Source organism: Clostridium puniceum, assembly GCF_002006345.1.
Lineage (GTDB): Bacteria > Bacillota > Clostridia > Clostridiales > Clostridiaceae > Clostridium > Clostridium puniceum.
Genome location: NZ_LZZM01000099.1, coordinates 88,083 through 113,371 on the forward strand (window position 1 = coordinate 88,083; position 25,289 = coordinate 113,371).

The window sequence follows — 25,289 nt, forward strand, 5'->3', positions numbered from 1 at the left end:
TATTCTGCCTCTGTGTAATAATAGAGGCAGTTTTATTTTGGAAAGAACTATGCTTTGAATAATTAAATTAATGTTCAGAATAAGTTTTAAGTTAATTACAAAATATGGGCTATACAAATAAATTTATAAACATAAATTGTATAATAATTACAATTTGTCATAAAAATTAATATAATAAATTTTTATAATTAAAAAAATTGGGGGGATAAACTTATGGCAATTAATGGTAAAGAAATAGAAAATAAAAAACTTGAAGAAATACTGAAGATGATTGATAAAATAAGATATGGATCTATAACTTTAATTATACAAGATGGTGTAATCATACAAGTAGATAAAAATGAAAAAATAAGAATGAAATAATTAAAATTAAAATTTAACAAAAATAGGAGAAAGAAATATGTTAGTTGAAGAAAAATATAGATTACTTAAAGATGTAATAGAGAAAAAAAGAGCGCAGCTATAGCTTTCTCAGGAGGTGTTGACAGCACTTTTCTTTTAAAAGTAGCTAAGGAAATTTTAGGAGATAAATTAATTGCAGTTACCGCAACATCTTCTACCTATCCAGAAAGAGAATTAAGGGGGCAATTAAATATTCTGAAAATATTGGAGTTAAGCATATAATAATTTCTTCAGAGGAATTAGAAATTGAAGGTTTTGCCAATAATCCTGAAAATAGATGCTATTATTGTAAGAAAGAGCTTTATACAAAAATTAAAAATATTGCTTCAGAAAATGGAGTAGATTACGTATTTGATGGGTCAAATCTTGATGATATAGGAGACTACAGACCAGGAATGCAGGCAGCCAAAGAACTTGATGTAGTAAGCCCATTAAAAGAAGCAGGACTGACTAAAAAGGATATAAGGGAATTATCGAAGGAGCTTGGACTTCCAACTTGGAATAAACCTTCTTTTGCTTGTTTGTCTTCTAGATTTCCTTATGGAAATAAGATAACTTTGTCTAAGTTAAATATGGTAGACAAAGCTGAACAATTTCTTTTAGATATGGGTATAACTCAAGTAAGAGTGAGACACCATGGAGAGATTGCAAGGATAGAAATAGAGTCATCTGAAAGAGAAATTTTTTTTGATATAGAAATAATGAATCGTATAGGTAACGAATTAAAAAAATTGGATTTACTTATGTTACTTTAGACCTGATTGGTTATAGAACAGGAAGTATGAATGAGAATTTATCCCAAGAAGAAAAAATGCATAAGAATGCTTGAAAAATAATTAATAAATTTTAAAAAGTTATTGACAAATATAATTAAAAAGCATATATTATAAAAAAACACAGTAAACTAATAAGAATAAGCGGAAATATAAACCAGATATTTTAAGTAAATCTGACTGGAAAACCAGAGGATATACTTCTAAGTAATAGAAGTATATCCTCTTTTCTTTTTGATTAATAACTAAAAATAAACGAGGAGGAAGAAAAGTCTTATTCTCATATCTAATTTGCAAGAAAACTTAAAATAGGAATTAATTAAATTCACAGATTAAGAATGAGAAATACTTTAGGCATATGAAAAATAAGAAGTGGAAGACACGATTTATATTTTGAAATATACCATACATAAAGTTTTTAATAAATAATTAAAAAAGGAGAATTTAAAAATGGCAGAAAAAACATTAAGACAAGTAGCGATTTATGGAAAAGGAGGAATAGGAAAATCAACTACAACACAAAACCTAACAGCGGGGCTTGCAGAGCTTGGGAAAAATGTATTGGTGGTTGGCTGTGATCCTAAGGCAGATTCAACAAGATTATTATTGGGAGGACTTGCTCAAAGAACTGTTTTAGATACCTTAAGAGAAGAAGGAGAAGATATAGAATTAGATTCTATAATGAAAACAGGTTTTAAAGGAATAAAATGTGTTGAATCTGGAGGACCAGAACCAGGAGTTGGGTGTGCTGGAAGAGGAATAATTACTTCTATTGGAATGCTTGAAAGGCTAGGGGCTTATACAGAGGATTTAGACTATGTATTTTATGATGTTCTTGGTGATGTTGTATGTGGAGGATTTGCAATGCCTATAAGAGAAGGTAAGGCAAAGGAAATTTATATAGTTGCAAGTGGTGAAATGATGGCATTATATGCTGCAAATAATATATCAAAAGGAATTCAAAAATACGCACTAAAAGGCGGAGTTAGACTTGGTGGAATAATATGTAATAGCAGAAATGTTGATAGAGAGCTTGATCTTTTAAGGGCTTTTGCAAATGAACTTGGAACTCAATTAATTCATTTTGTACCAAGAAATAATGTAGTACAAAGAGCAGAAATAAGAAAGAAAACTGTAATAGAATTTAGTTCAGAAGATAAACAAGCTGATGAATATAGAGATTTGGCAAAAAAGATAGAAGAAAACAAATTATTTGTAATACCAAAGCCAATGACTCAAGAGAGACTTGAAGAAATTTTAATAGAATATGGTTTAATGGACGATTCTGAATATATAATTTAATTTTGGAAACATAATTATTGGAGAAAATGAGATAACTAAGTTAAATAGAAAAGGACTTAGAAATTAGTGTGACAGTAGTTCCAGCATTCTAAAAGGGGAGAAAAGATATGTCGTATAAAATAGCATTTGCAAGCAGTGATGGAAAAGTTGTTAATCAACATTTTGGAAGAACGAAGAAATTTTTAATAGTTGAAATAGAAAATAAAGATTATAAATATGTTGAAGCCAGAGTTAATGAACCATCTTGTCAAGATTTTCAACATACTGAAGAATCAATGAATAGATCTATTGAATTAATATTAGATTGCAAAGCAGTTTTTGTTGCTAGAATAGGACAAGGTGCTTTAGCTCAAGTTGAAGCTAAGGGAATAAAAGGAATTGAAGCGCCATATTTTATTGAAGATATAATAGATAAAATATTAAATTCAAAGGTGAATATTCTAAATATATATTAATGAGAAAATTTAAAATTAAATTATAGAATTAAACTTATAAAATAAAGTTTAGTTAAAGTCAACAAAAGGAAGTGAATTAAATTGGGTAATTTTGATCATCTTGCAAAAACTCATCCATGCTTAGGAGGAGAAGCACATTTTAAATATGGAAGAATACACTTACCAGTAAGTCCTTCTTGTAATATACAATGTAAGTTTTGCAAAAGAGGATTTAATAAATCAGAGGTACGTCCAGGAGTAAGTTCACTGCTGCTTACTCCAGAAGAGGCAGTTAATACAATAAGAAAAGCATTAACGTTATGTCCAGAAATTAGCGTTGTCGGAATCGCAGGGCCAGGAGATACACTTGCAACTGATCATGCTCTTGAAACTTTTAGTTTAGTAAAAAAGGAATTTCCACACCTTATTAATTGTTTAAGTACTAATGGATTAAGATTAGAAGAAAAAGCTGAAAAAATTGTGGAAGCAGGTGTACAAACTATAACAGTAACTGTTAATGCCATAGATGCGAGAATACAAAAAGATATATGTTCCTTTGTAATTGATGGCAATGGAAAAAAATTAGAAGGAGAAGAAGGCGCACGAAAATTAATAGATGCACAACTTAGAGGAATTAAGAAAATTAGTGAATTAGGAGTTATAGTTAAAATAAATAGTGTTTTAATTCCAGGGATAAATGATGAGCATATTAAGGAAATAGCTAGAGTAACTAGAGAATTAGGTGCTTCAATATTAAATATTATTCCATTAATTCCACAAAATGAGTTATCTCATCTAAAAGCACCAACATGTGTGCTTTTAGAAAAGTGTAGAGGTGAGGCAGGAGAATATCTTGATGTATTTAGGCATTGTAAGCATTGTAGAGCAGATGCCTGCGGAGTGCCAGGTAAAAATCAAGATATACATGGTCAATTATATGATAAAGAAGTAGTAGAAACTTTTTCTCATGGTTAGAAATATGGTCATAGAAGAATAATCATTTATTATAAAAGAAAAATTTATATGCTTTATTTTATAATAGATGGAATAGAAATTTTGCTAAGTTAAAACAGAGTAAACAAATAGGAATGATTGAAGAAGTTTGTAATTCTATAATTAGTAAATTTCAGACATTAATGAAATAGAAAGTGTATTAAATTATGAAATGTCTTTAGATGAGGGGGAGAAAAATGAGAATAGAATCATTATTAATTCATGGTGCAATTGATGGAGACGAGACAACAGGAGCAGTAAATGTTCCTATATATCAAACCTCCACATATAAGCAAGAAGAATTAGGTAAAAATAAAGGATATGAATATTCAAGAACAGGAAACCCAACAAGGGAAGCATTAGAAAAAACTATTGCCTTATTGGAAAGCGGAACAGGAGGCCTTGCATTTAGCAGTGGAATGGCTGCAATTACAGCTATTTTATCTTTATTTAAAAGTGGGGACAAAATAATAATACCAAGCAATCTTTACGGAGGAACTTTTAGAGTAATTGATAAGATATTTAAAAATTTCAATATTCAATATGAAATAGTTGATTTTTCAAGATTAAGTGATGTTAAAAGAATTTTAGAGAGCAATAAAAAATTTTCTAAGATAAAGGCTGTGCTAATAGAAACACCTACGAATCCGCTTATGGATATTACCGATATTGAAGAGGTTAGTAAACTTGCAAAAAAATATGGAGCATTAACTGTTGTAGACAATACATTTATGTCCCCATACTTGCAACGACCATTAGAGCTTGGGGCTGATATAGTAGTTCATAGTGCAACTAAATATTTGGGTGGACATAGTAATGTAGTGGCTGGCTTGATAGCTGTAAATGATAATGAACTTTGGGATAAATTACATTTCATACAAAATTCTACTGGTGGAGTACTTGGACCATTTGACTCTTTTATATTGCTTCAAGGTATAAAAACCTTAGGGATTAGATTAGATAGACATAATCAAAATGCAGAGAAAATAGCAGAATTTTTAGCACAAAGTGAATATGTTTCAAAAATTTATTATCCAGGTTTAAAGGATTCTAAAGGATATGAAATTCATAAAAAACAAGCTTCAGGATTTGGCGGAGTATTATCTTTTGTTATTAATGAAAAAATTGATTATAAAAAATTCTTAAGTTCATTAAAGCTTATAACGTTAGGAGAAAGTTTAGGTGGAGTAGAATCTTTAATATGTCATCCAGCAACTATGACTCATGCTGCAATCCCTTATAAAATAAGGCAAGAAGTTGGTATAGTTGATAATTTAGTAAGATTATCAGTTGGAATTGAAAATATTGAAGATTTATTAGAAGACTTAAACAATGGATTTAAGGAGAGCATAGTATGAATTACGTAAGTGATGTAAAGGAACTTATAGGAAATACGCCTTTAATAAAGCTTAATCATATTGATGTGAAAGAAAATGTTAATATATTTGCTAAACTAGAATGCTTCAATCCTGGTGGGAGTATAAAGGATAGAATTGGTGTCACCATGATTGAAGGTGCTGAAAGAAAAGGAATTTTAAAAAAGGGATATACAATAATTGATGCAACAGCAGGAAATACTGGCCTCGGAATAGCATTGGCTGCAATAAATAGAGGATATAATATAATTTTTGTAGTACCAACAAAGTTTTCTATAGAAAAGCAAAAATTGATTAAAGCTTTAGGTGCTAAAATAGTAAATACCCCTGATGAAGAAGGAATGCTTGGAGCAATAAAGAAAGCAGAACAATTACTAAAAGAAATTCCACGCAGCATTAGCTTAGAACAATTTCAAAATGCTGATAATCCTTTAGCTCATTATGAAACAACTGCACCAGAGATATATGAAGCATTAGAAGGTCAGATAAGATACTTTGTAGCAGGTGCAGGAAGTGGAGGTACATTTACTGGAATTGTTAAATATTTAAAGGAAAAGAATAAAAACATTCAAGGTATATTAGTGGATCCAGAAGGTTCAACTATGTTTGGTGGAGAGCATAAAAACTACAAAATAGAGGGTATTGGGAATGATTTTGTACCTAAAACAATGGACATATATTTAGTAGATAAGGTTATAAAGGTTAATGATGACGAAGCTTTTAAAACCGTAAGGTTATTAGCTAAAAAGGAAGGTTTAATAGTTGGATCATCATCTGGAGCAATACTTGCAGCAGCGCTAAAGCTTTCCAAGGAAATAGAAAGTGGAAATATAGTTGTTGTATTTCCAGATAGAGGAGATAGGTATTTAAGTACTACTTTATTTGATGAATAAAAAAGTATCAAGATAAAGTTAGAAAATATATTTAAAGAAGTTGACTAGAAAACTTGAGACTGAGTTTCTTGAATTACACAAGATGTATGTATAAGAAATTCAGTTTTATTATTTACAGTTAAGTTTGTAATTAATCTAAGAAAATAAAGAAATTGAGTTAACGTTACTATTTAGAAGTTAATTTTAGGAGGTATCAAATATGGCAAATAAAAAGATCAATTTGAATATTCCAGAAGTTCAAAGCCGAGAACAAAGGCTTGGAACAATTATTGCATGGGATGGAAAAGCATCAGAATTATCTAAACAATCTGCTTATGAACGCAGAGGATGTGAGGGAAAAGGTAAACAATGTAGACTTTGTGAAGTAAAAGGACCTTTTACGCAAGGATCAGTATGTAGTGAACAAATGGTTGAGTGTCAAGCTGGTAATATTAGAGATGCAGTACTTATTCAACATTCACCAATAGGTTGTGGTGTAGGTCAAATACCATACAATTCAATTTACCGTAATGGGCTTTCACTTAGAAACTTGCCAGTGGAAAATATAAGAATAATTTGTACCAATTTAGATGAGAGCGATATGGTATTTGGAGGCGTAAAAAAATTAAAGCAATCAATTAAAGACGCTTACGAAAGATATAATCCTAAGGCTATTTTTTTAGGAACATCTTGTGCAACTGGAATTATCGGAGAAGATATGGAAAGTGTAGCTAATCAGGCAGAAGAGGAACTTGGTATACCTATAATTCCACTTACTTGTGAAGGTTTTAGATCAAAACATTGGAGTACAGGCTTCGATGCGACTCAACATGGAATACTTAGAAAAATTGTGCGTAGAAATCCTAAAAAACAAGAGGATTTAATTAATGTTATAAATCTTTGGGGGTCTGACGTATTTACTCCAATGCTTGCTGAATTAGGATTAAGAGTAAATTATGTTGTAGATTTAGCAACAGTAGAGGATCTCGCACAGCTTTCAGAAGCAACTGCAACAGTAGGTTTTTGTTATACTTTATCATCATATATGGCAGCAGCACTTGAACAAGAATTTAATGTTCCAGAAATTAAAGCACCTCAACCTTATGGATTTGCAGGGACAGATGCTTGGTTACGTGAAATAGCAAGGGTTACACATAGAGAAAAACTCGCAGAAGTTTATATTCAAAAAGAACATGAAAGAATAAAACCTAAATTAGAAGGGCTTAGAGAAAAGCTTAAAGGGGTGAAAGGTTATGTTGCAACAGGATCAGCTTATGCACATGGATTAATTACTGTTTTAAGGGAACTTGGTGTTGAAGTAAATGGATCTTTAGTTTTCCATCATGATCCAGTTTATGATAGTGGAGATCCAAAACAGGATTCTCTTAAATTTTTAATAGATAATTATGATGATGTACCGTCATTTAGTGTAAGTAATAGGCAACAATATCAATTTTATGGACTCCTAAAAAAAACGACTCCGGATTTTATATTGATTAGACACAATGGACTTGCACCTTTAGCTTCTAGGTTAGGAATACCAGCAGCTCCACTTGGAGATGAACACCTTGCTATTGGATATGAGGGAATGATTAATTTGGGAGAAGCTGTTTTAGATGTTCTTGCACATAAAAAATTCCATCAAGATCTTAAAGAGCATGTTAAATTGCCCTATACAAAGTGGTGGCTTGATCAAGAAGATCCTTATATACTTGCAAAAAAACCAGAAATGTTGAATGAAAAAATATTATGATAAATTTTCAAAGGAGAATTTTATGAATAGTGATAAAGATATACACAGTGAAATAAAGAAAAATATTACTCAAACAAATTCTATAAATCAAGTGCGTTATGGATGTGCAATAGGCGCTCTATATAGTGCATCATCAATTCCAGGTGTAATGCCTATTGTAAACTGTGGACCAGGATGTGCAGACAAACAATATATGGGACTTGCTTTTTATAATGGATTCCAAGGAGGAGGTTATAGCGGAGGTGCAGTATCACCAAGCTCTAATGCAGGTGAAAATGAAGTTGTATTTGGAGGGGAAAATCGGCTTAGAGAATTAATTAAATCTTCTTTAAAAATTATGGAGGCAGATTTATTTGTAGTTCTTACTGGATGTATTGGAGAAATTGTAGGAGATGACGTAGGTGCAGTAGTTGGGGAATTTCAGAAAAAAGGAGCACCTATAGTATATGCAGATACAGGTGGATTCAAAGGGAATAATTTTATAGGACATGAACTAGTTACAAAAGCTATTATAGATCAATATGTAGGAGAGTATGATGGAGAAAAAGAAGAGAGGTTGGTAAATGTGTGGTCACTTTTACCTTATCAAAATACTTTTTGGCGTGGAGATCTTACGGAAATAAAACGTGTACTAGAAGGAGCTGGTCTTAAAGTTAATATTTTATTTGGACCAGAATCGAAAGGTGTAAGTGAGTGGAAAGATATACCTAAAGCTCAATTTAATTTAGTACTTTCTCCTTGGCTTGGTTTAGATACAGCAAAGCATTTAGAAAGAAAGTACGGACAACCTTTCTTGCACATTCCAACCATACCTATTGGAGCAAAGGAAACAAGTCAATTTTTGCATAAGGTAGTAGATTTTGCAGGTATTGATAAAGAAAAAAGTGAAGAATTTATAAGAAATGAAGAAAAAGATTACTATTATTATTTAGAGCATTTTGCGGATTTTTATGCAGAATATTGGTGGGGATTACCTGCTAAATATGCAGTAGTAGGAGATAGTGCTTATAATATAGCTCTTAATAAATTTTTAGTAAATCAGCTTGGACTAATCCCTGCTAAGCAAATAATTACAGAAAATCCACCAGAGCAATATAGAAAAGATATTGCCAGTGAGTACAGAAATTTAGCGGAAGATGTATCTACAGAAGTGGATTTTGTGGAGGATGGATATATAATAAATCAATTGCTAAAGCAAACAGATTTTGGACATAAGCCACCTATTATTTTTGGAACTACATGGGAAAGAGATACAGCAAAAGAATTAAAAGGAGCAATTATTGAAGTAGGCTTTCCGACTTCTTATGAGGTAGTTTTATCTAGATCCTATGTAGGGTATAGAGGTGCTCTTAATTTACTAGAAAAAATTTATACAACAGCAATTAGTGCAAGTGCATAAAATAGAGATATAAACAAAAGGTATTATTCTCAAATAATGTTTGATTATTTGGAGATAATACTTTCTTTATTCTATACATTCCTATTTCATAAAATAAACTAAACCTAACTATGTGTATACAGAATTTTTTTATAAATAAAATATATACTTGTTTTAAAAGATTTAATATTATTGTCATAAAATGTAGATTTTTAATCTCAAAAATAATATTTTAGAATAATAATAGAAATATATAAATTGTTTGTTGTGTTATGTATTATTATTAGCCTTTCATGCCATAACTATTTACTTAATTTAAATATCATGAGAATATATCCTTGTAAGTAGCTGAAGAGTTACGTATAAGTTTAATTCTGGAAGTGAGGTTTTTTATGAAAAGTAGTAGTTTAAAAAGAAAATTTATTGTATCGACTGTAGTTGCTATTAATGTTTTATTGTGTTCATCAGTCCAAGCCTTTGCTGCGTGGAATGACAATCATTCAGGCTATGCTACATATACTGGTTCAGGATATTCTGGAGGTGCAGTACTTCTAGATCCTATTCCTTCTACAATGGAGATTACTGCGCTAAATCCTAATGATCTTAACTACAATGGAATCAAGGCTGCCTTAGCCGGTGCATATTTAGAAGTACAAGGACCAAAGGGAAAAACTACTGTATATGTTACAGACTTATATCCTGAAGGAGCAAATGGAGCTTTAGATCTTTGTCCAACTTCTTTTGCTAAAATAGGTAATATGTCTGCAGGAAAAATCAATATCAATTGGCATGTGGTAAAGGCGCCCATAACTGGAATGTTTTCTTATCGTATAAAAGAAGGCAGCAGTCAATATTGGGCGGCCATTCAAGTAAGAAATCATAAATATCCTGTTGTAAAAATGGAATTTCTAAAGGGAAAGACTTGGATTAACATGGAAAAGATGCCGTATAACCATTTCGTGGGTAATAACATGGGGACAGGTACTATTAAGATAAGAATCACAGATATACGTGGAATATCAGTTACAGACACAATATCATCTTTGCCTAAAGATGGAAGTTCTCCAGCTTATATTATTCCTGGACATGTTCAACTACCAGATTAAATTAATTTAAAAATATAAATTAAATATATAGTTAGAGATGTTTTTTATTGAGAAATTTTTTGACTGGAAGTGAACAGTTTTTGATTGCTTTCAGTCTTTTTTTATTTGAGAATTTACAATTAACAAAATGAAAGACTTATAAAATTTGTTGTTTAGAATATTTTACTTCATTTATCCTATGCTTAATAGCAACAATTCCAACAGAATTTTTAGCTAGAACAATGACTATTAGCAGGCGCATTATATCTATTGAAATATTTAGTGTATTTACTTTATTAACAAGTTTTTTATAAAAAAGGGATTAGAAAGATATTCTAATGTAAGTAGTGAAAAGTTATTAATGCTGAAAAATAAAAAGTATGAGATTAGATTTTATAAGTTTGGAATAAGTGGAAAATAAATCTTAATATATAGAAAAATGATATTTTTTGAAGTATACTATAAGAGCTAAGTGATATGAAATACTATTTTCAATAAACAATATTTATCATTAATGAATCGATATTGAAATACTTTACTTAAGCTTCAGAAAATTATAATGTGATTTATTAAACTAAATGGAAACTGTAGAAAAATTGGAGGTTATTTTATGAATGAATTTTTAAAAATAGTTAGAGAAAGAAGATCTGCTGATAAATTTGTTGAAAATATTACAATACCTAGGGAAGATTTTAATGAAATCTTTAGAGACTTATCTTTAGCACCTTCTGCATTTAACCTGCAACACGCTAAATATTATGTTATAGAGGATAGAGAATTAAATGAGAAAGTTTATGAAGTGGCATTTAAACAATATAAAATAAAAACTGCTTCAGCAACAATAATAGTTACTGGAGATAAAAATGCATATTTATCAGCAAGTAAAATATATGAAGGATCAATGATGCTAGGAATGATAGATAAGACACAATATGAAATTATGATTAACTCTATTAAGAATCTTTATGAAGGTTGGGGAGAAAGTTTTCAGCATGATGAAGCTATTAGAAATTCATGTTTATCAGCAATGCAATTTATGTTATTAGCTAAAAATAAGGATTGGGATACATGTCCTATGATATATTTTGAGAAAGATAAAATTAAAGAGCTTCTAAATATTCCAGAAAATGAAGTACCAGCACTTATGATTACTATGGGAAAGGCGGACACAAGTAGTAGTAAAATAAGAGGTTATAGAAAACCTGCTGATGAATTTGTGAAATTTTATTAAATCAAAGCGAGATAGTTTAATTACTATATATGTTGCAAAAGAATTCTTTCATAAAATTTGTATCTGCATGATTTATATTATGTAGATTTGTAATTGCAACATATATAAATTAAAGTTTCAAAGAATTATTGTGAATATAAAAGATTAAAAGCTTAGTGGTCTTATACTAAGCTTTTTTTTACTTCTATTATATATTCCTATTTAATGTAGTAAATTAATTAAATGATTTCTAATAATATAACGTGATTTAAATCACATTCGTTTTAAGTTTAATCATTTAAAATATTATCGTTAATATTTTTAGTTTATAACAATAAATATATGATATTGATGAATTTACAGTAAATTATCATATTATTTGTTATATGGGAAGGAAAGAAAGAGTATGAAAAGATATAAAGAGCAAAGAGAGTTTTTAAAGTCCAATTTTAATGAATTTAAAAATATAAAAACTGATAAAATGAATGGAATGCCTCAGCCTGAGATTGTAAAATCTCATAATTCATCCTGTCAAGTCATTGAGCTTCCAAAGGTAAGTGAGGATTTTGTAAAAAAACAAAATATATATGGTGTATAAAAGAACGAAGAAGTACAAGATTTTATTCTGATGAAAAAATAAACATAGAGGAAATATCGTATTTGTTATGGGCAACTCAAGGAATTACAGATACAAATAAGGCTGGACTTACATTTAGAACAGTTCCATGTAGTGGAGCTACTCATTCTTTTGAAACATATTTGTTCATTATGAATGTAGAAGATATAGAAAAAGGAATATATAGATATGATCCATTAAAACATAAACTTTTATTTATGTTTCAAGTGGATAGTATAGATACAAAAGTAGATGAAATCACGTTAGAACAGCCTTTTGTACCTAATTTTCCTAAAAAGGCTGCAGTTATATTTGCATGGAGTACTATTCCATACCGTTCTGAATGAAAGTTTGATAGTACTGCCAAAAAAAAAATCCTAATAGATATTGGACATGTATGCCAGAATCTTTATTTAGCTAGTGAATCTATTGATGCTGGAACTTGTGCTATAGGAATATATGATCAGAAAATGATAGATAGATTTTTAGAACTAGATGGAGAAGATGAATTTGTAATATATCTTGCAGCAGTTGGGAAAAAGCTAAAAAATGGCATAAAATAGGATGTTTTTGTATTGAAATTTATCAATTTTTTCCTAAATATAAAAGGAATATTTTTTTGAAGTTCTTTAATTCAATTATTAGGTATAATTGAAAATATTTAACTTAGAAGGTGGATGCGTCAAAAATGAATATCCTGCTTTGCAATATACCATCTTTTTATTTTATATATTTTTTTATTTCGTAACCGTTGTTACAGATTATATCATAGTATTTTAGTAATATACAATCATGGCGAAAAGCTAACAAAGAAAATAAAAATTATTAATTTTATATAAAAAATAGGAGGGTATAATATGTCAATGTTTTGTTATCAATGTCAAGAAACAGCTGGGTGCACAGGTTGTACTAAAGTAGGAGTGTGTGGTAAAGATGAGTATGTAGCAAAAGCTCAAGACTTATTAATATATGTAACTAAAGGACTAGCTATTGTAAGCAACGAAGGAAAAAAAGTTGGAGTTACTGATAGTAAAGTTGATAAATTTATAGTAGAAAATTTATTTACAACAATTACAAATGCTAATTTTGATAGAGATTCTATTTTAGATAGAGTAAGAGAAACTTTAAAAATAAGAGAAATTTTAAAAGCTAAGGTTATTAAAGCTGGTGGAACTGTTGGAGAAGTAAAAGTAACTGGTGGCTTCTTCAAAAAAATATTTGGAATGCAAACTACAGAAATGATTATGCCAGAGGCAGCTACCTGGACAGCCGACAACACAATAGAATTTGATGCAAAGGCTGAAAAAATTGGAGTTCTTGCAACTGAAAATGAAGATATAAGAAGCTTAAGGGAGCTAATCACTTATGGATTAAAAGGATTATCTGCTTACATGAAGCATGCTATGAATTTAAAATACAATAATGAAGAAGTTCATGCATTTATGGCCAAAGCATTAGCAGCTACAATTGATGATGCTTTAACAGTTGATGATTATGTTGGACTTGCATTAGAAGCAGGGAAATTTGGTGTTGATGGTATGGCATTACTTGATAAAGCTAATACTGAAAGTTATGGACATCCTGAAATAACAACAGTTGATATTGGAGTTAGAAATAATCCAGGAATATTAATTTCAGGACATGATTTAAGAGATTTAGAAATGTTGCTTGCACAAACAGAAGGAACAGGAATAGATGTTTATACTCATGGAGAAATGCTTGCTGGGCAATATTATCCAAAGTTTAAGAAATACAGTAACTTTGCAGGAAATTATGGTAATGCATGGTGGAAACAAAAAGAAGAATTTGAACAATTTAATGGACCAATTCTTATGACTACAAACTGTATAGTAATTCCAAAGGATTCTTATAAAAATAGATTATTTACAACAGGTGCAACAGGAATGCCTGGATGTGAACATATAGAAGCTAAGGCTGATGGAACAAAAGATTTCTCTAAAATTATAGAAATGGCTAAGAAATGTAAAGCTCCTACAGAAATAGAACAAGGACAAATAGTTGGTGGATTTGCTCACAATCAAGTTTTAGCTCTAGCTGACAAGGTTGTTGATGCTATTAAATCAGGTGCTATAAAGAGATTCTTCGTAATGGCTGGTTGTGATGGAAGAGCTAAGTCAAGAAACTACTACACAGAATTTGCGGAAAAATTACCAAAAGATACAGTTATATTAACTGCAGGTTGTGCAAAATATAAATATAACAAATTAAACTTAGGCGATATTGGTGGAATTCCAAGAGTATTAGATGCAGGACAATGTAATGATTCATATTCATTAGTTGTTATAGCTCTTAAGCTTCAAGAAGTATTTGGATTAAAGAGTGTAAATGAATTACCTATTTCATACAACATAGCTTGGTATGAACAAAAAGCAGTAATAGTATTATTATCCTTATTACACTTAGGAGTTAAGAACATTCACTTAGGACCAACACTTCCAGCCTTCCTTTCACCAAATGTTGCTAAAGTATTAATAGATAACTTTGGTATTGGTGGAATAACTAATGTTGATGATGACATGAAGATGTTTATGGAGGCTTAATAAAATTTTTTATATATCAAGTTTATATATCACATGGATAATAATGATAAACTTTTTATTAAAAGAAAAAATTTCATTAAAATTAGTTAGAGGTAATGAATATTAAGTTAAATGTTGCAAATAAAATACGAATATATAGGAAGTTTTTTATGATGTTAGAAACTTAAAAAAGTTGAAATTTTAATAATACTTAATGACTAAAAAAATAATTAACCTTTATGTAAAAATTTTAATTTAATAGTTTTACCCAATTATTACAAGTTATGCTATGATTATAGTAGATGATTTTAGAGCATAACTTGTAATAATTTTTTATGTATAAAAATAATGGATAATATATATTATTTATCAAAGCCTCGGAAAAGATTCTTTTAAATCATTAAGAGAAGTTAATAAAGGAATCAGATTTCATAAATTAAAAAAAGAGTTAGAAACTGTACGCGTATTAGTCCCTAATTGAAAATTTAAAACAGCACTTCAGCTAAAATAGTTGACATAAAAGTATAAAATCCTAAAAGTGCTATTAAACCGATGGTAATCTTTCTAAATATACTTTCATTAATTTTAGTCGAAGTTTTAATACCAGTAAACACGCCAAGCATAAGTGCTGGTAAATAGAGTGCTGTAAAATTTAAAATAGAAGTGTTAATAATACCTTCTACAATAAAGATGATAATAGCAAAAATATTAGTTGCAATCCCATAAAAGGAAAGATTTGCTCTAAATACATCCTTATCAGTATTTTGATTTGTTAAAAATAGAACAACAGGAGGTCCACTTAATCCTGTACTTCCATTTAAAAGTCCACTTAAAAGACCAACAATTCCATAGTATATGTTTTGGTTTTTAATATTTATTTTAAAGTTCTTAAACATTGATAAAGCTGTAATTGAAGTCACTAAGCCTATAATAATTTTCAAAGTACTTACTTTAAACATTAACAATAGGTATGTTCCAATAGGGGTTGCTATTATTCCAAATATGATTAGTGGAATAATCCTTTTGAGGTCTATAAATGATCTAGATTTATAACCTATAATAATATTTGTAAGAAGACTATAGATAACAATAATAGGGGTAATATTCCTAATTTCAGGTATAAATAGAGAAAGTAAAGGTACTGCTATAAGTGCAAAGCCAAAACCAGTAATACCTTGAGTAAATGCAGCGAGTAAAATAGATATAAATCCAAACATAAAAACACCATCCTTAATATTTGAATAGAAAACGCTTTCTAAAAGTATAGTATAATATGGACTAACATATGTCAATATATAAAGTAAAATATATAGAAATCCTTTTCTTTAAAAGTGTTCAAACCATGATTAGAAAATTCAAAGCTATTTTATGATACGATGAAAAAAATAGCATTAGAAAAATGTCTTGTTAAAAATAATAATATTAAACTTACCAAATAGTAGAAAAGATAAATCTATAGTAACAGATATATTTATGCAAAAATTATTAAATTAAAAGATAAAGATGTAAAATTATTAATCCAACAGCATTTTTAATTGGAGAATTTGATATTAGATAGTATATTAATTACAATTGAGATTATACTAGGTATATTGATAACTCGATATAATGGAGGACTACTTTTTTATATAAATTTATTGGAATATAATTGTATTTATTGTATTGATATTTTTACTAAGAAAAAGCAAAAAAATGGAATAGTGTTTTACATATATAGGACTGTATTCAATAGGTTGTTTCGTAATTGAAGAAATGAGAACAGATAGTTTAATCCTTTGGAATATTAGAAGGGCTCAATTGGTAAGTTTAAGCGGTGTAATTGCATGGATAATTAAATTATTATAAAAATAGAACAAAGGGAAGTGCGTATAAAGAATGGATGTAATAATATTTATAGGAATTGGAATACTTGCTGGAATTTTAAGTGGGATGTTTGGAATTGGAGGAGGAATAATAATTGTTCCAGCCTTGATGTATTTATGCGGCTTTAGCCAGCTAAAGGCGCAGGGAACGTCACTTGCAGTTATGCTTCCACCGGTTGGAATAGCAGCTTTTACCTATTATTATAAAAAGGGGCAGGTAGATTTAAAGGCAGGAATATTAATATGTATATTTATAGTTGTTGGTTCATTGTTTGGAGCTAAAATAGCTAATAATATTCCTACATTAATACTTAAAAAAACTTTTGGTGTATTAATGATTTTAATATCCTTAAAAATGATTTTTTCAGAATAATAAAAAATAACATAAAATTAACACTATATGTATTTATATTTATCATTAATTTGAGAAAATTTAATTATAAATATAAATAAGGAAGGTGGAAAGCTATGACTCCCAAAGAACTAACAGATAAGACTATTCAAGATATAATTAAAAGAAGAATGAAAGCTGAAAAAGAATTTTATGGATATCGAAAAGAGCAAAATGTTAGAAAGCTAAGAAATTGGAGTGTCAGAGTTGGAGGCTGCAGATGGTAAGAATTATGGTAAATTTATAAAACTTTATTTGAGAGATTTTTATATATACATTTCAAAATAGTGCAAAGTACAATTAAGAACTATATTATAGGTTTAGAGACTTTAGTTACAAATCTAAATATCATAATGCATTTAAATGTTTATAAGGCTATATTTTTATTGAAATGTTAAAACATAGCCTTCTTTAGGTAAACCAATAAAAAATATTTGGTTTATGATGAAAATTATGGAAATACTTATTATTAATAAGTGGACGGAAATAAGGCAATTGAATAGCTAAGTTATGGCATATAGCAATGTAATTAATGCATATAAACTAGATTTTAACGGAACATGGATCAGATAGATCTTTTTAGGTATATTAAGGTTAAATTTTATAATTTGCGAAACAAACAATGGAGAGGGAAATTATTAGATTATTTCCCTCTATTTTTCATTTAATAATATGCTGTCCATATTAAATTTCTATTTTATCTTCATTATAAGTTAGTACTTTATTAACAATATTAGCTTAGAAAAATATATTATGGTATGATATTAATGAAAATGAATATCAATTAAATAATAATATAAAATTTGTTGCAAATGATAAGGAGATAAGTATGGAAATAAAACAATTAGAATATTTTGTAGTAACCGCAGATTATGGGAGTATTAATAAAGCAGCAGAAGCTTTATATACATCCCAGCCTAATGTGAGTAAAGTTATAAATGGATTTGAAAAAGAAATGGGTGTTTCTTTTTTTCATAGAACTAATAAAGGGGTAAGATTAACTCAACAAGGTAAAAAAATCTATGAGTATGCAAAAATAATTTTAAAAAATACTAACATAATGTCTTTAGTTATTAAAGAAGAAATTACCCGTAAATTCAGTGTTTCATGTTATCCAAGTCATATGATTTCAAGAATTTTTAGTGAATTTTATAATTCCAAAAAAGATGAGAATATTAGTTTAGAATTTTATGAAGGAACAGTAGAAGAAATTACAGATCATGTAGCAAATTACCTTTCTGAAATTGGAATTGTTTATTTTTCAGAAAATCAGCTTAAATCATTTAATCATATAATGGGACATAAAAAATTAGAATTTTGCTTATTGGATCAAAGAGAAGCTTGTATTTACGTAGGAGAAAAAAATCCTCTATTTGAAAAAGAAGCAGTAAACTTTGAGGAATTAGACAATTTAAAATTTGTTCAACCTATAAAGGATTTTTTTTCATTAGAGCACCATTTAGATAGCATTAGTGTAGGGGCAATTAATATGGATAATTTTAAAAATGTGGTTCAGACAAATAGTGATAATCTTACAATAGATTTATTGCTACATACAGATATATGTAGTTTTGGTATCCATTTTATGAATTCAAATTTTCAACAATATAAAATACATCCATTAAAAATTAACGGATGTACAGAATGTCTAGTTATTGGATACGTAAAACAAAAAGATAATGATTTATCTGTAGAGGCTGAAGAATTCCTTCAATATATAAGAAAGGTTTTAAAAGAAAGCAAATAAATTTGGTTATAACGAATAGTTATTACACGTTATGAATAAATGATATTATTAAAAATTTATGTCCTATGATATAGTATGTTTTAGATGTGATAATGAAAATCAATTAGGAGGTAAATATGAAATTTAAAAAATTTAGTGCAATATTACTTGCATGTGGGATTATGGTAGGTGCACTATCAGGATGTGCTGCAAACAAAACAGCAGAGGGGAATAATGTAAAAGCAAAACAAGAAGAACTAGTTTTTGTTAATTTTCGTGATATAAGAGATTTAAATCCACATTTATATGCGGGAGAAATGTATGCACAGGAAATGATATATGAATCTTTAGTTAATATTACAGAAAATGGATATGAACCATGTTTGGCAGAAAGCTGGGATATTAGCCAAGATGGAAAAGTATATACTTTTAAAATAAGAAAAGGTGTAAAATTTTCTGATGGAAATGTATGTGATGCAAATGCTATAAAAGCTAATTTTGATGCAATAATAGAAAATAAAAGCCGCCATACTTGGTTAGAAATGATGAGTTTGCTTGAAAGTGTTAAAACCATAGATGACTATACTTTAGAGATAAAATTAAGTAAGCCATATTACCCAATGCTTACAGAATTAGGGGTTACAAGACCTTTTGCAATGATTTCTCCTGCTGCTATGAAGGATGGTTCCACTAAAGATGGTGTTAAGGAGCATATAGGTACAGGCCCATATGTGCTTAAGGAATTTGTTACCGATGAATATGCTATTTTTGAAGCAAATGAAAATTATTGGGGAGAAAAACCTAAAGTTAAAAAGATTACAGTTAAAGTAATACCAGATAATCAAACACGTATTTTAGCACTTGAAAAAGGCGAAATAGATTTGATTTATGGGAAAAATATGATTGATGCTGATGCTATAAATAAATATAAAGATAGTGATAAGTTTGAAATTGCATTATCTGAAGCAACATCTACAAGACAAATAGTATTAAATACTACAGATGAGGTTTTAAAAGATACAGCAGTTAGAAAAGCTCTTCAATATGGAACTGATAAAAAAGCAATTTCAGATGGAATATTTTATGGATTGGAAAAACCAGCAGATACCTTATTCTCAAAGACTGTAAAATATTGTGATATTAATTTAACATCATACGATTACAACAAAGATAAGGCAGCATCTGTACTTGAAGAAGCAGGATGGAAACTTGGAAGTGATGGTATTCGTGAAAAGGATGGAAAGAAATTAGAATTGGCATTACTTTATAATAGTAACAGTGTTACTGAAAAAGCAATAGCTGAACTTATGCAAGGAGAATATAAAAATATAGGAATAAACTTATCAATAAAAGGTGAAGAAGAGCAATCATATCGTGATAATATGAAAGCTGGTAATTTCGATATGGTATTTAACATTAGCTGGGGAACACCATATGATCCACAATCTTCTTTAGCTGCTATGAGAAAGCCTGTATATGGAGATTATGCAGCACAACAAGGCTTAACAGATAAAAAAGAAATTGATGATGCAATAACTAACATATTAACATCTACTAATGAAGAAGAAAGACAAAAATTATATAGTTTTGTTTTAACAAGATTACATGAAGATGCAGTATATATACCACTTACATATGAATGTAATAAAGCAATCTCAAAAAAAGGACTAAAAGGAGTTCAATTTACTCAAACTCAATATGAAGTTCCATTTTCAAAGATGTATGTAGAATAAAAAAATTATAAGGATCTGCTGATGTTGAGAATATCCAATATTAGCAGTTCTTTTTATAAAGGGGAAATAAAAAGTGAAAAATTATATTATAAAGCGATGCTTAATTGCAATTCCATTATTAATGTGTATATCTTTCTTTTGCTTTGTTTTCATAAATCTAATTCCATCTGATCCAGCAGAAGTAGCACTTAGAGTTAGACAAACACCAGTTATTACTGAAGAAGCTATTTTACAAATAAGAGAAGAACTTGGATTAAATGATCCTTTTCTCATTAGATATGTAAGATGGTTAGGTGATTGTTTAAGATTTGATTTTGGAGTAAGTTATGTAAATCCAGCTAGAACAGTTTTAGGTGAAATAGGAAGATGTTTGCCAGCAACTATACAATTAGCAGGATTTTCACTTATTTTTGTAATAATATTAAGTTTGCCAATTGGATTTTTCTGTGCAATATACAAGGATAGCTTATTTGATAGAATTGTGAGAAGTGTTGTGTTTATGACAACAGCAATGCCAGCTTACTGGATAGGGCTTTTACTGATGTGGTTAATAAGTATTAAATTTGATTTACTTCCAACTAGCGGTAGTGGGACAATTAAGCATTTGGTACTACCGGCTTTTACTATTTCTTTAACTTATATATCTACATATATCAGATTAATTAGGAATAACATTTTAGATAATATGAAGGAAGACTATGTATTATATGAAAAGGCAAGAGGATTAAAAGAAAGAACAATTCTTATTAATCATGTTTTAAAAAATTCATTACATACTTGTATAGTGGCTATTGGAATGAGTATTCCACAATTAATTTCAGGAACTATTGTTGTGGAAAATGTTTTTGCTTGGCCAGGCGTAGGAAAGTTATGTATTGCAGCTATTTTTAATAGAGATTATCCAATAATTCAAGCATATGTACTAATGATAGGCACTTTATTTGTAGTATTTAATCTTATCTTTGATGTTATTCAATACATTACTGATCCTAGATTAAGAAGGGATGTGAACTAATATGATAAAGCAGCTTATGAAAAATAAAATGGCTATATTAAGCTTGGGAATAATAGCGCTAATTTCAATACTCGGAATATTTGCACCAGTATTTGCACCAAACGATCCTTATGAAAGTAACATAATAAAAAAGTTTGCAGCATTTTCTTATGAATATCCCTTAGGAACAGATCATTTAGGAAGATGTATACTTTCAAGAATGATTTATGGAATAAGACCAACACTATTTTTGTCATTAATTACAATGCTTGGGACTATTGGGTTAGGAACTATTATGGGATTATTAGCAGGATATTTTAGAGGCATAGTTGATGAAATTATAATGCGTATTGTTGATGTAATGCTGTCTTTTCCAAGTCAAATAATGATATTGGCAGTTGTAGCATTGCTTGGAGTTGACATAAGAAACGTAATTATAGCTAATATTTTTATAAAGTGGGCTTGGTACGCAAGAATGATTAGAACAAGTGTATTGAAGTATAGAGATAAAAATTTTATTTTGTTTTCAAGAAGTATTGGTTCTAGTGAAAGCTTTATTTTAATTAAGCATATGCTGCCTTGTATTGGATCTGAAATGGCCATACTTGCGACTCTAGATATAGGATGGGCTATTTTGAATATATCTACCTTATCTTTCTTAGGACTTGGTGTTCAAGCACCAATACCAGAATGGGGAGCGATGTTAAATGAAGCTAAAAATGTTATGACTACTAACCCTTATCAAATGCTAGTTCCAGGTATTGCTGTAGTTATTTTAGTTGCATCATTTAATCTATTAGGGGACTGCATTAGAGATGCACTTGATCCAAAGGAGGCAAGCTAATGAAAGAATTATTGAGAGTAGAAAATCTTACAATAAAAAATATTGAAAATAAAAAACAAACAACGATAGTAGAAAATATTTCATTTTCAGTTGAACTGGGAAAATGCATTGGTATACTTGGAGAATCAGGTAGTGGAAAGAGTATGACTTGTAAAGCTATTATGGGACTTTTAGATAAAAATTTTAATATAACTGGAAGGGCAATATATAAAGAAAAGGATTTATTTTCTGAAAGTAAAGAGAATATGAGAAAACTAAGAGGTAAAAAAATCTGTATGATTTTACAAAATCCTATGACCTCTTTTGATCCACTATATAGAATGGATAAACAAATTAGAGAAACTTTAATTGAGCATACGGATTTATCAAAAGTAGAAATAAGTAAAAAAAGTTTAGAAATATTAGAAATTATGCAAATAAGAAATCCACAAGATGTATTAAAAAAGTATCCTCACCAACTTAGTGGAGGTATGCTTCAAAGAATTATGATAGGAATGGCTTTGAGTTTAGAGCCAGATTTAATTATAGCAGATGAGCCAACTACAGCTATTGATGCTATAACTCAATATGAAATTGTAAGTGAATTTTCAAAAATTAAAGAAAATAATCAAGTTGGGATTATATTTATATCTCATGATTTAAGTGTTGTAAGTAAAATAGCAGATGAAGTCATTGTTTTGGATAGAGGGAAAATAGTAGATAAGGGATCTGTAGATTATATATTTAATGAAGCAAAAAATCCATATACAAAAAATTTAATTGATAAAAAAATGGCTGTAATGAAAAAATTTCAAAGAATAATAAAGGAAGGATGATTGAATTTTATGCTTTTAAAGGCAGAAGGTGTTAGTGTTAAACTTAAAAAGGAAAACCAGAAAAAGCTATTTGGTAAGGATGAACAAGAAATATTAAAAAACATAGATATAGAATTAAATCAAGGTGAATGTATCGGAATTATAGGAGAAAGCGGAAGTGGTAAAAGTACTTTTGGAAAAGTCTTAGTTGGACTATTAAAGCCTAATACAGGAACAGTTTTAATAAATGACATGAGCATATATGCAAAGGTTAGTAAAGAAGAAAAAAGAAAGTTAACACAAACTATAAGTATTGTATTTCAAGATTATACGTCTTCAGCAAATCCAAGATTTAAAGTGAAGGATATAATAGGAGAATCTCTAATTGTTAAAGAGAGAAATTCCGGTATAAAAATAAATAAGGAAGAAAAAATAAAAGAGCTCCTTGATCAAGTTGGCTTAGATGAAAATTTAAGGGATAGATATCCTCATGAATTAAGTGGAGGTCAGCTTCAACGTGTATGTATAGCAAGGGCTATTGCAATAGAGCCTAAGGTAATTCTTTTGGATGAAGCAATCAGTTCATTAGATGCATCAATTCAAACACAAATTATGGATCTTTTATTAGAACTAAAGGATAAATATAGTTTATCATATATTTTCATTACTCATGATTTAACAGCAGTTACGTATATGTGTGATAAAGTAATATTTTTTAAGGATGGAAGAATTGTTGAAAGAGTTGACAATATTTCAAAATTATCTCTTGTTTCTAACGAGTACGCAAAGAAGTTGTTAAATTCAGTTATGACAATTGACTGTAAAGAACATTTAGGTTAGTTAAAGATGGAAAAAAGATTTTAACTCAATCATATCAATGTGTTTATGCTGCTGCTGATATTTTTATAATGAGAGAGATGTTAAGAGAAAACTAAAGTACAGAGAGGAAGGATTTTTAAATGAATTTAAAAATAAGAGATTTAGAGGCCTCAAAAGGTGAGAAGGTAAGTGGATTTATAAATATAGAAGATACAAATTTAAAAATTCCTATAACACTAATTAATGGAGAGTGTGAGGGTAAAAGTATATTAATAACGGCAGGAATTCATGGTTGTGAATATCTTGGAATAGAAACAGTCAATGAATTAGTAAGAGAAATTGATCCCAAAGAGGTTTCAGGAAGAATTATTTTTGTTCATATGGCTAATGTTTCGGGATTTTTTGCCAGAGTACCAGCAATAGTTCCAGAGGATGGTATTAACTTAAATAGAGCGTTTCCAGGTAAAAATGAAGGAAGTGTAGCTGAAAAAATAGCGTATACTATTACACATGAATTACAGCTAAAAGTAGATTTTTACATAGATCTCCATGGTGGTGATTTACATGAAAAAACTATGCCTTTTGTGTATTATCCAGGAAAGGGAAAAGAGGAAGTTATTAACGCCTCCTGTGAAGCAGCTAAACATTTAAATTTAAAATATAGAGTGAAATCTAATGCTACTTCAGGTGCGTATAATTCAGCAGCAATTTTAGGAATACCATCTCTATTAATTGAACGGGGAGGCTGTGGATTATGGAAAAAGTCAGAGGTAGACTTATATAAGCAGGATATTTATAGAATACTTGAGCATGAACAAGTTATAAAAAAAGAGCTTTTACAAAAAAATGGAGCACAGAAGGAAATTAAAAATGCAATATATATAGATTCAGAATTTAATGGATACTGGTATCCAAAAGTAAATCAGGGAGATAAAATACAAAAGGGGCAATTAATTGGTTTAGTTTGTGATTGCTTTGGAAAAAAGCTCAAAGATTATTACTCAGAAGTAGATGGGGTTGTTTTATATATTACATTATCGTTGGCTATAAGTAAAAGTAATTCGTTAATTGCATATGGAGAAGAGAACTGCTTATAGATTTTATGAATAAAATTAGTAATATTTTAATTTCGTTTTTAGATAATATTGATTTAGTTAATAAAATTATAATATGTATGGATTCATAGATTTAGTAAGGAAAAATTTTTTCTAAAAAGATTTAATTACTTTATTTAAATTTCCATTTTACAAAAAGGGGTAAGAAAGTTTCTGCGTTATATTTGGTAATAGGTTTTATTTAAAACAAAAAAAGAATTACTTGGTAATTTATTTGACAAAACTATGAAATTTATGATAGGATGTATGAAAATGATAACCGTTATCAATTAGTTAA

General features: G+C 29.1%; 23 protein-coding genes and 2 pseudogenes. 24 read left to right on the forward strand and 1 reads right to left on the reverse strand.

Translation table 11 applies throughout. From position 1 onward, the window contains the following. Positions 1 to 213 precede the first annotated feature (213 nt). The 14 genes and pseudogenes from CLPUN_RS07835 to hcp all read left to right on the forward strand — a co-directional run bounded on the left by CLPUN_RS07835 (position 214) and on the right by hcp (position 14,755). On the forward strand, positions 214 to 363 hold the full coding sequence (locus CLPUN_RS07835; protein ID WP_077846750.1) for a YezD family protein: 150 nt from the start codon (positions 214 to 216) through the stop codon (positions 361 to 363). A gap of 37 nt (positions 364 to 400) precedes the next feature. Then, positions 401 to 1,231: pseudogene (gene larE, locus CLPUN_RS07840) on the forward strand (ATP-dependent sacrificial sulfur transferase LarE). A gap of 394 nt (positions 1,232 to 1,625) precedes the next feature. After that, a complete protein-coding gene (gene nifH / locus CLPUN_RS07845) occupies positions 1,626 to 2,477 on the forward strand; it encodes a nitrogenase iron protein (RefSeq protein WP_077846751.1) in 852 nt (283 codons plus the stop codon). Between the two features lie 107 nt (positions 2,478 to 2,584). Then, positions 2,585 to 2,932, forward strand: a complete 348-nt coding sequence (locus tag CLPUN_RS07850; RefSeq protein ID WP_077846752.1) for a NifB/NifX family molybdenum-iron cluster-binding protein — start codon at positions 2,585 to 2,587, stop codon at positions 2,930 to 2,932. An 81-nt stretch (positions 2,933 to 3,013) separates the two neighbouring features. Next, the gene (locus CLPUN_RS07855) at positions 3,014 to 3,886 is read left to right on the forward strand and encodes a radical SAM protein (RefSeq protein ID WP_077846753.1); all 873 of its coding nucleotides are present in this window, start codon (positions 3,014 to 3,016) and stop codon (positions 3,884 to 3,886) included. 215 nt (positions 3,887 to 4,101) lie between these two features. Continuing rightward, positions 4,102 to 5,262 carry a trans-sulfuration enzyme family protein gene (locus CLPUN_RS07860; protein WP_077846754.1) on the forward strand — a complete coding sequence of 387 codons (1,161 nt, stop codon included), beginning with the start codon at positions 4,102 to 4,104 and terminating at the stop codon, positions 5,260 to 5,262. Next, positions 5,259 to 6,173: a cysteine synthase A gene (gene cysK / locus CLPUN_RS07865; protein WP_077846755.1), complete on the forward strand. Its 915-nt coding sequence runs from the start codon at positions 5,259 to 5,261 to the stop codon at positions 6,171 to 6,173. Before CLPUN_RS07860 ends, cysK begins: the two co-directional genes overlap by 4 nt. A gap of 199 nt (positions 6,174 to 6,372) precedes the next feature. Further along, positions 6,373 to 7,905: a nitrogenase component 1 gene (locus tag CLPUN_RS07870; RefSeq protein WP_077846756.1), complete on the forward strand. Its 1,533-nt coding sequence runs from the start codon at positions 6,373 to 6,375 to the stop codon at positions 7,903 to 7,905. A 22-nt stretch (positions 7,906 to 7,927) separates the two neighbouring features. Beyond that, positions 7,928 to 9,304 carry a nitrogenase component 1 gene (locus CLPUN_RS07875; RefSeq protein ID WP_077846757.1) on the forward strand — a complete coding sequence of 459 codons (1,377 nt, stop codon included), beginning with the start codon at positions 7,928 to 7,930 and terminating at the stop codon, positions 9,302 to 9,304. Between the two features lie 371 nt (positions 9,305 to 9,675). Further along, positions 9,676 to 10,389: an expansin ExlX gene (gene exlX, locus CLPUN_RS07880; protein ID WP_077846758.1), complete on the forward strand. Its 714-nt coding sequence runs from the start codon at positions 9,676 to 9,678 to the stop codon at positions 10,387 to 10,389. Between the two features lie 589 nt (positions 10,390 to 10,978). Beyond that, complete coding sequence (locus CLPUN_RS07885) at positions 10,979 to 11,599, forward strand: nitroreductase family protein (RefSeq protein WP_077846759.1); 621 nt, start codon at positions 10,979 to 10,981, stop codon at positions 11,597 to 11,599. Between the two features lie 385 nt (positions 11,600 to 11,984). Beyond that, a complete protein-coding gene (locus tag CLPUN_RS29375) occupies positions 11,985 to 12,176 on the forward strand; it encodes a hypothetical protein (protein WP_341424556.1) in 192 nt (63 codons plus the stop codon). Between the two features lie 53 nt (positions 12,177 to 12,229). Further along, positions 12,230 to 12,757 (forward strand): annotated as a pseudogene (locus tag CLPUN_RS07890) (SagB/ThcOx family dehydrogenase). 294 nt (positions 12,758 to 13,051) lie between these two features. Next, positions 13,052 to 14,755, forward strand: a complete 1,704-nt coding sequence (gene hcp, locus CLPUN_RS07895; protein WP_077846760.1) for a hydroxylamine reductase — start codon at positions 13,052 to 13,054, stop codon at positions 14,753 to 14,755. Positions 14,756 to 15,219: 464 nt separating this feature from the next. Here the strand turns inward: hcp and CLPUN_RS07900 are convergent, their stop codons facing one another. Beyond that, positions 15,220 to 15,951 (reverse strand): sulfite exporter TauE/SafE family protein, encoded by a 732-nt coding sequence (locus CLPUN_RS07900; RefSeq protein WP_077846761.1) that lies wholly within the window; start codon positions 15,949 to 15,951, stop codon positions 15,220 to 15,222. Positions 15,952 to 16,486: 535 nt separating this feature from the next. Between CLPUN_RS07900 and CLPUN_RS28600 the strand changes: the two genes are divergently transcribed. The 10 genes from CLPUN_RS28600 to CLPUN_RS07940 all read left to right on the forward strand — a co-directional run bounded on the left by CLPUN_RS28600 (position 16,487) and on the right by CLPUN_RS07940 (position 24,994). Beyond that, on the forward strand, positions 16,487 to 16,579 hold the full coding sequence (locus CLPUN_RS28600; RefSeq protein WP_242954078.1) for a hypothetical protein: 93 nt from the start codon (positions 16,487 to 16,489) through the stop codon (positions 16,577 to 16,579). Positions 16,580 to 16,609: 30 nt separating this feature from the next. Continuing rightward, positions 16,610 to 16,969 carry a sulfite exporter TauE/SafE family protein gene (locus CLPUN_RS07905; RefSeq protein ID WP_077846762.1) on the forward strand — a complete coding sequence of 120 codons (360 nt, stop codon included), beginning with the start codon at positions 16,610 to 16,612 and terminating at the stop codon, positions 16,967 to 16,969. 95 nt (positions 16,970 to 17,064) lie between these two features. After that, positions 17,065 to 17,214, forward strand: coding sequence for a hypothetical protein (locus CLPUN_RS28010; RefSeq protein ID WP_198944305.1), 150 nt, complete (start codon positions 17,065 to 17,067; stop codon positions 17,212 to 17,214). Between the two features lie 602 nt (positions 17,215 to 17,816). Continuing rightward, on the forward strand, positions 17,817 to 18,734 hold the full coding sequence (locus CLPUN_RS07910; protein WP_077846763.1) for a LysR family transcriptional regulator: 918 nt from the start codon (positions 17,817 to 17,819) through the stop codon (positions 18,732 to 18,734). A 116-nt stretch (positions 18,735 to 18,850) separates the two neighbouring features. Beyond that, the gene (gene nikA, locus CLPUN_RS07915; protein WP_077846764.1) at positions 18,851 to 20,446 is read left to right on the forward strand and encodes a nickel ABC transporter substrate-binding protein; all 1,596 of its coding nucleotides are present in this window, start codon (positions 18,851 to 18,853) and stop codon (positions 20,444 to 20,446) included. Positions 20,447 to 20,519: 73 nt separating this feature from the next. Continuing rightward, entirely contained in the window at positions 20,520 to 21,461 is a 942-nt protein-coding gene (opp1B, locus tag CLPUN_RS07920) for a nickel/cobalt ABC transporter permease (protein WP_077846765.1), read from the forward strand. Between the two features lies 1 nt (position 21,462). Further along, a complete protein-coding gene (opp1C, locus tag CLPUN_RS07925) occupies positions 21,463 to 22,284 on the forward strand; it encodes a nickel/cobalt ABC transporter permease (RefSeq protein WP_077846766.1) in 822 nt (273 codons plus the stop codon). After that, on the forward strand, positions 22,284 to 23,099 hold the full coding sequence (locus CLPUN_RS07930) for an ABC transporter ATP-binding protein (RefSeq protein ID WP_077846767.1): 816 nt from the start codon (positions 22,284 to 22,286) through the stop codon (positions 23,097 to 23,099). Before opp1C ends, CLPUN_RS07930 begins: the two co-directional genes overlap by 1 nt. Positions 23,100 to 23,108: 9 nt before the next feature. Beyond that, positions 23,109 to 23,918 carry an ABC transporter ATP-binding protein gene (locus CLPUN_RS07935; RefSeq protein ID WP_077846768.1) on the forward strand — a complete coding sequence of 270 codons (810 nt, stop codon included), beginning with the start codon at positions 23,109 to 23,111 and terminating at the stop codon, positions 23,916 to 23,918. A gap of 119 nt (positions 23,919 to 24,037) precedes the next feature. Further along, positions 24,038 to 24,994, forward strand: a complete 957-nt coding sequence (locus CLPUN_RS07940; RefSeq protein ID WP_077846769.1) for a M14 family metallopeptidase — start codon at positions 24,038 to 24,040, stop codon at positions 24,992 to 24,994. Positions 24,995 to 25,289 lie beyond the last annotated feature (295 nt).

Excerpts from the sequence above, each read along its gene's own strand:
- CLPUN_RS07835 (WP_077846750.1), top strand. The coding sequence starts at position 214 with ATGGCAATTAATGGTAAAGAAATAGAAAATAAAAAACTTGAAGAAATA.
- nifH (WP_077846751.1), top strand. The coding sequence starts at position 1,626 with ATGGCAGAAAAAACATTAAGACAAGTAGCGATTTATGGAAAAGGAGGA.
- CLPUN_RS07850 (WP_077846752.1), top strand. The coding sequence starts at position 2,585 with ATGTCGTATAAAATAGCATTTGCAAGCAGTGATGGAAAAGTTGTTAAT.
- CLPUN_RS07860 (WP_077846754.1), top strand. The coding sequence starts at position 4,102 with ATGAGAATAGAATCATTATTAATTCATGGTGCAATTGATGGAGACGAG.
- cysK (WP_077846755.1), top strand. The coding sequence starts at position 5,259 with ATGAATTACGTAAGTGATGTAAAGGAACTTATAGGAAATACGCCTTTA.
- CLPUN_RS07870 (WP_077846756.1), top strand. The coding sequence starts at position 6,373 with ATGGCAAATAAAAAGATCAATTTGAATATTCCAGAAGTTCAAAGCCGA.
- CLPUN_RS07875 (WP_077846757.1), top strand. The coding sequence starts at position 7,928 with ATGAATAGTGATAAAGATATACACAGTGAAATAAAGAAAAATATTACT.
- exlX (WP_077846758.1), top strand. The coding sequence starts at position 9,676 with ATGAAAAGTAGTAGTTTAAAAAGAAAATTTATTGTATCGACTGTAGTT.
- CLPUN_RS07885 (WP_077846759.1), top strand. The coding sequence starts at position 10,979 with ATGAATGAATTTTTAAAAATAGTTAGAGAAAGAAGATCTGCTGATAAA.
- CLPUN_RS29375 (WP_341424556.1), top strand. The coding sequence starts at position 11,985 with ATGAAAAGATATAAAGAGCAAAGAGAGTTTTTAAAGTCCAATTTTAAT.
- hcp (WP_077846760.1), top strand. The coding sequence starts at position 13,052 with ATGTCAATGTTTTGTTATCAATGTCAAGAAACAGCTGGGTGCACAGGT.
- CLPUN_RS07900 (WP_077846761.1), bottom strand. The coding sequence starts at position 15,951 with ATGTTTGGATTTATATCTATTTTACTCGCTGCATTTACTCAAGGTATT.
- CLPUN_RS28600 (WP_242954078.1), top strand. The coding sequence starts at position 16,487 with ATGAGAACAGATAGTTTAATCCTTTGGAATATTAGAAGGGCTCAATTG.
- CLPUN_RS07905 (WP_077846762.1), top strand. The coding sequence starts at position 16,610 with ATGGATGTAATAATATTTATAGGAATTGGAATACTTGCTGGAATTTTA.
- CLPUN_RS28010 (WP_198944305.1), top strand. The coding sequence starts at position 17,065 with ATGACTCCCAAAGAACTAACAGATAAGACTATTCAAGATATAATTAAA.
- CLPUN_RS07910 (WP_077846763.1), top strand. The coding sequence starts at position 17,817 with ATGGAAATAAAACAATTAGAATATTTTGTAGTAACCGCAGATTATGGG.
- nikA (WP_077846764.1), top strand. The coding sequence starts at position 18,851 with ATGAAATTTAAAAAATTTAGTGCAATATTACTTGCATGTGGGATTATG.
- opp1C (WP_077846766.1), top strand. The coding sequence starts at position 21,463 with ATGATAAAGCAGCTTATGAAAAATAAAATGGCTATATTAAGCTTGGGA.
- CLPUN_RS07930 (WP_077846767.1), top strand. The coding sequence starts at position 22,284 with ATGAAAGAATTATTGAGAGTAGAAAATCTTACAATAAAAAATATTGAA.
- CLPUN_RS07935 (WP_077846768.1), top strand. The coding sequence starts at position 23,109 with ATGCTTTTAAAGGCAGAAGGTGTTAGTGTTAAACTTAAAAAGGAAAAC.
- CLPUN_RS07940 (WP_077846769.1), top strand. The coding sequence starts at position 24,038 with ATGAATTTAAAAATAAGAGATTTAGAGGCCTCAAAAGGTGAGAAGGTA.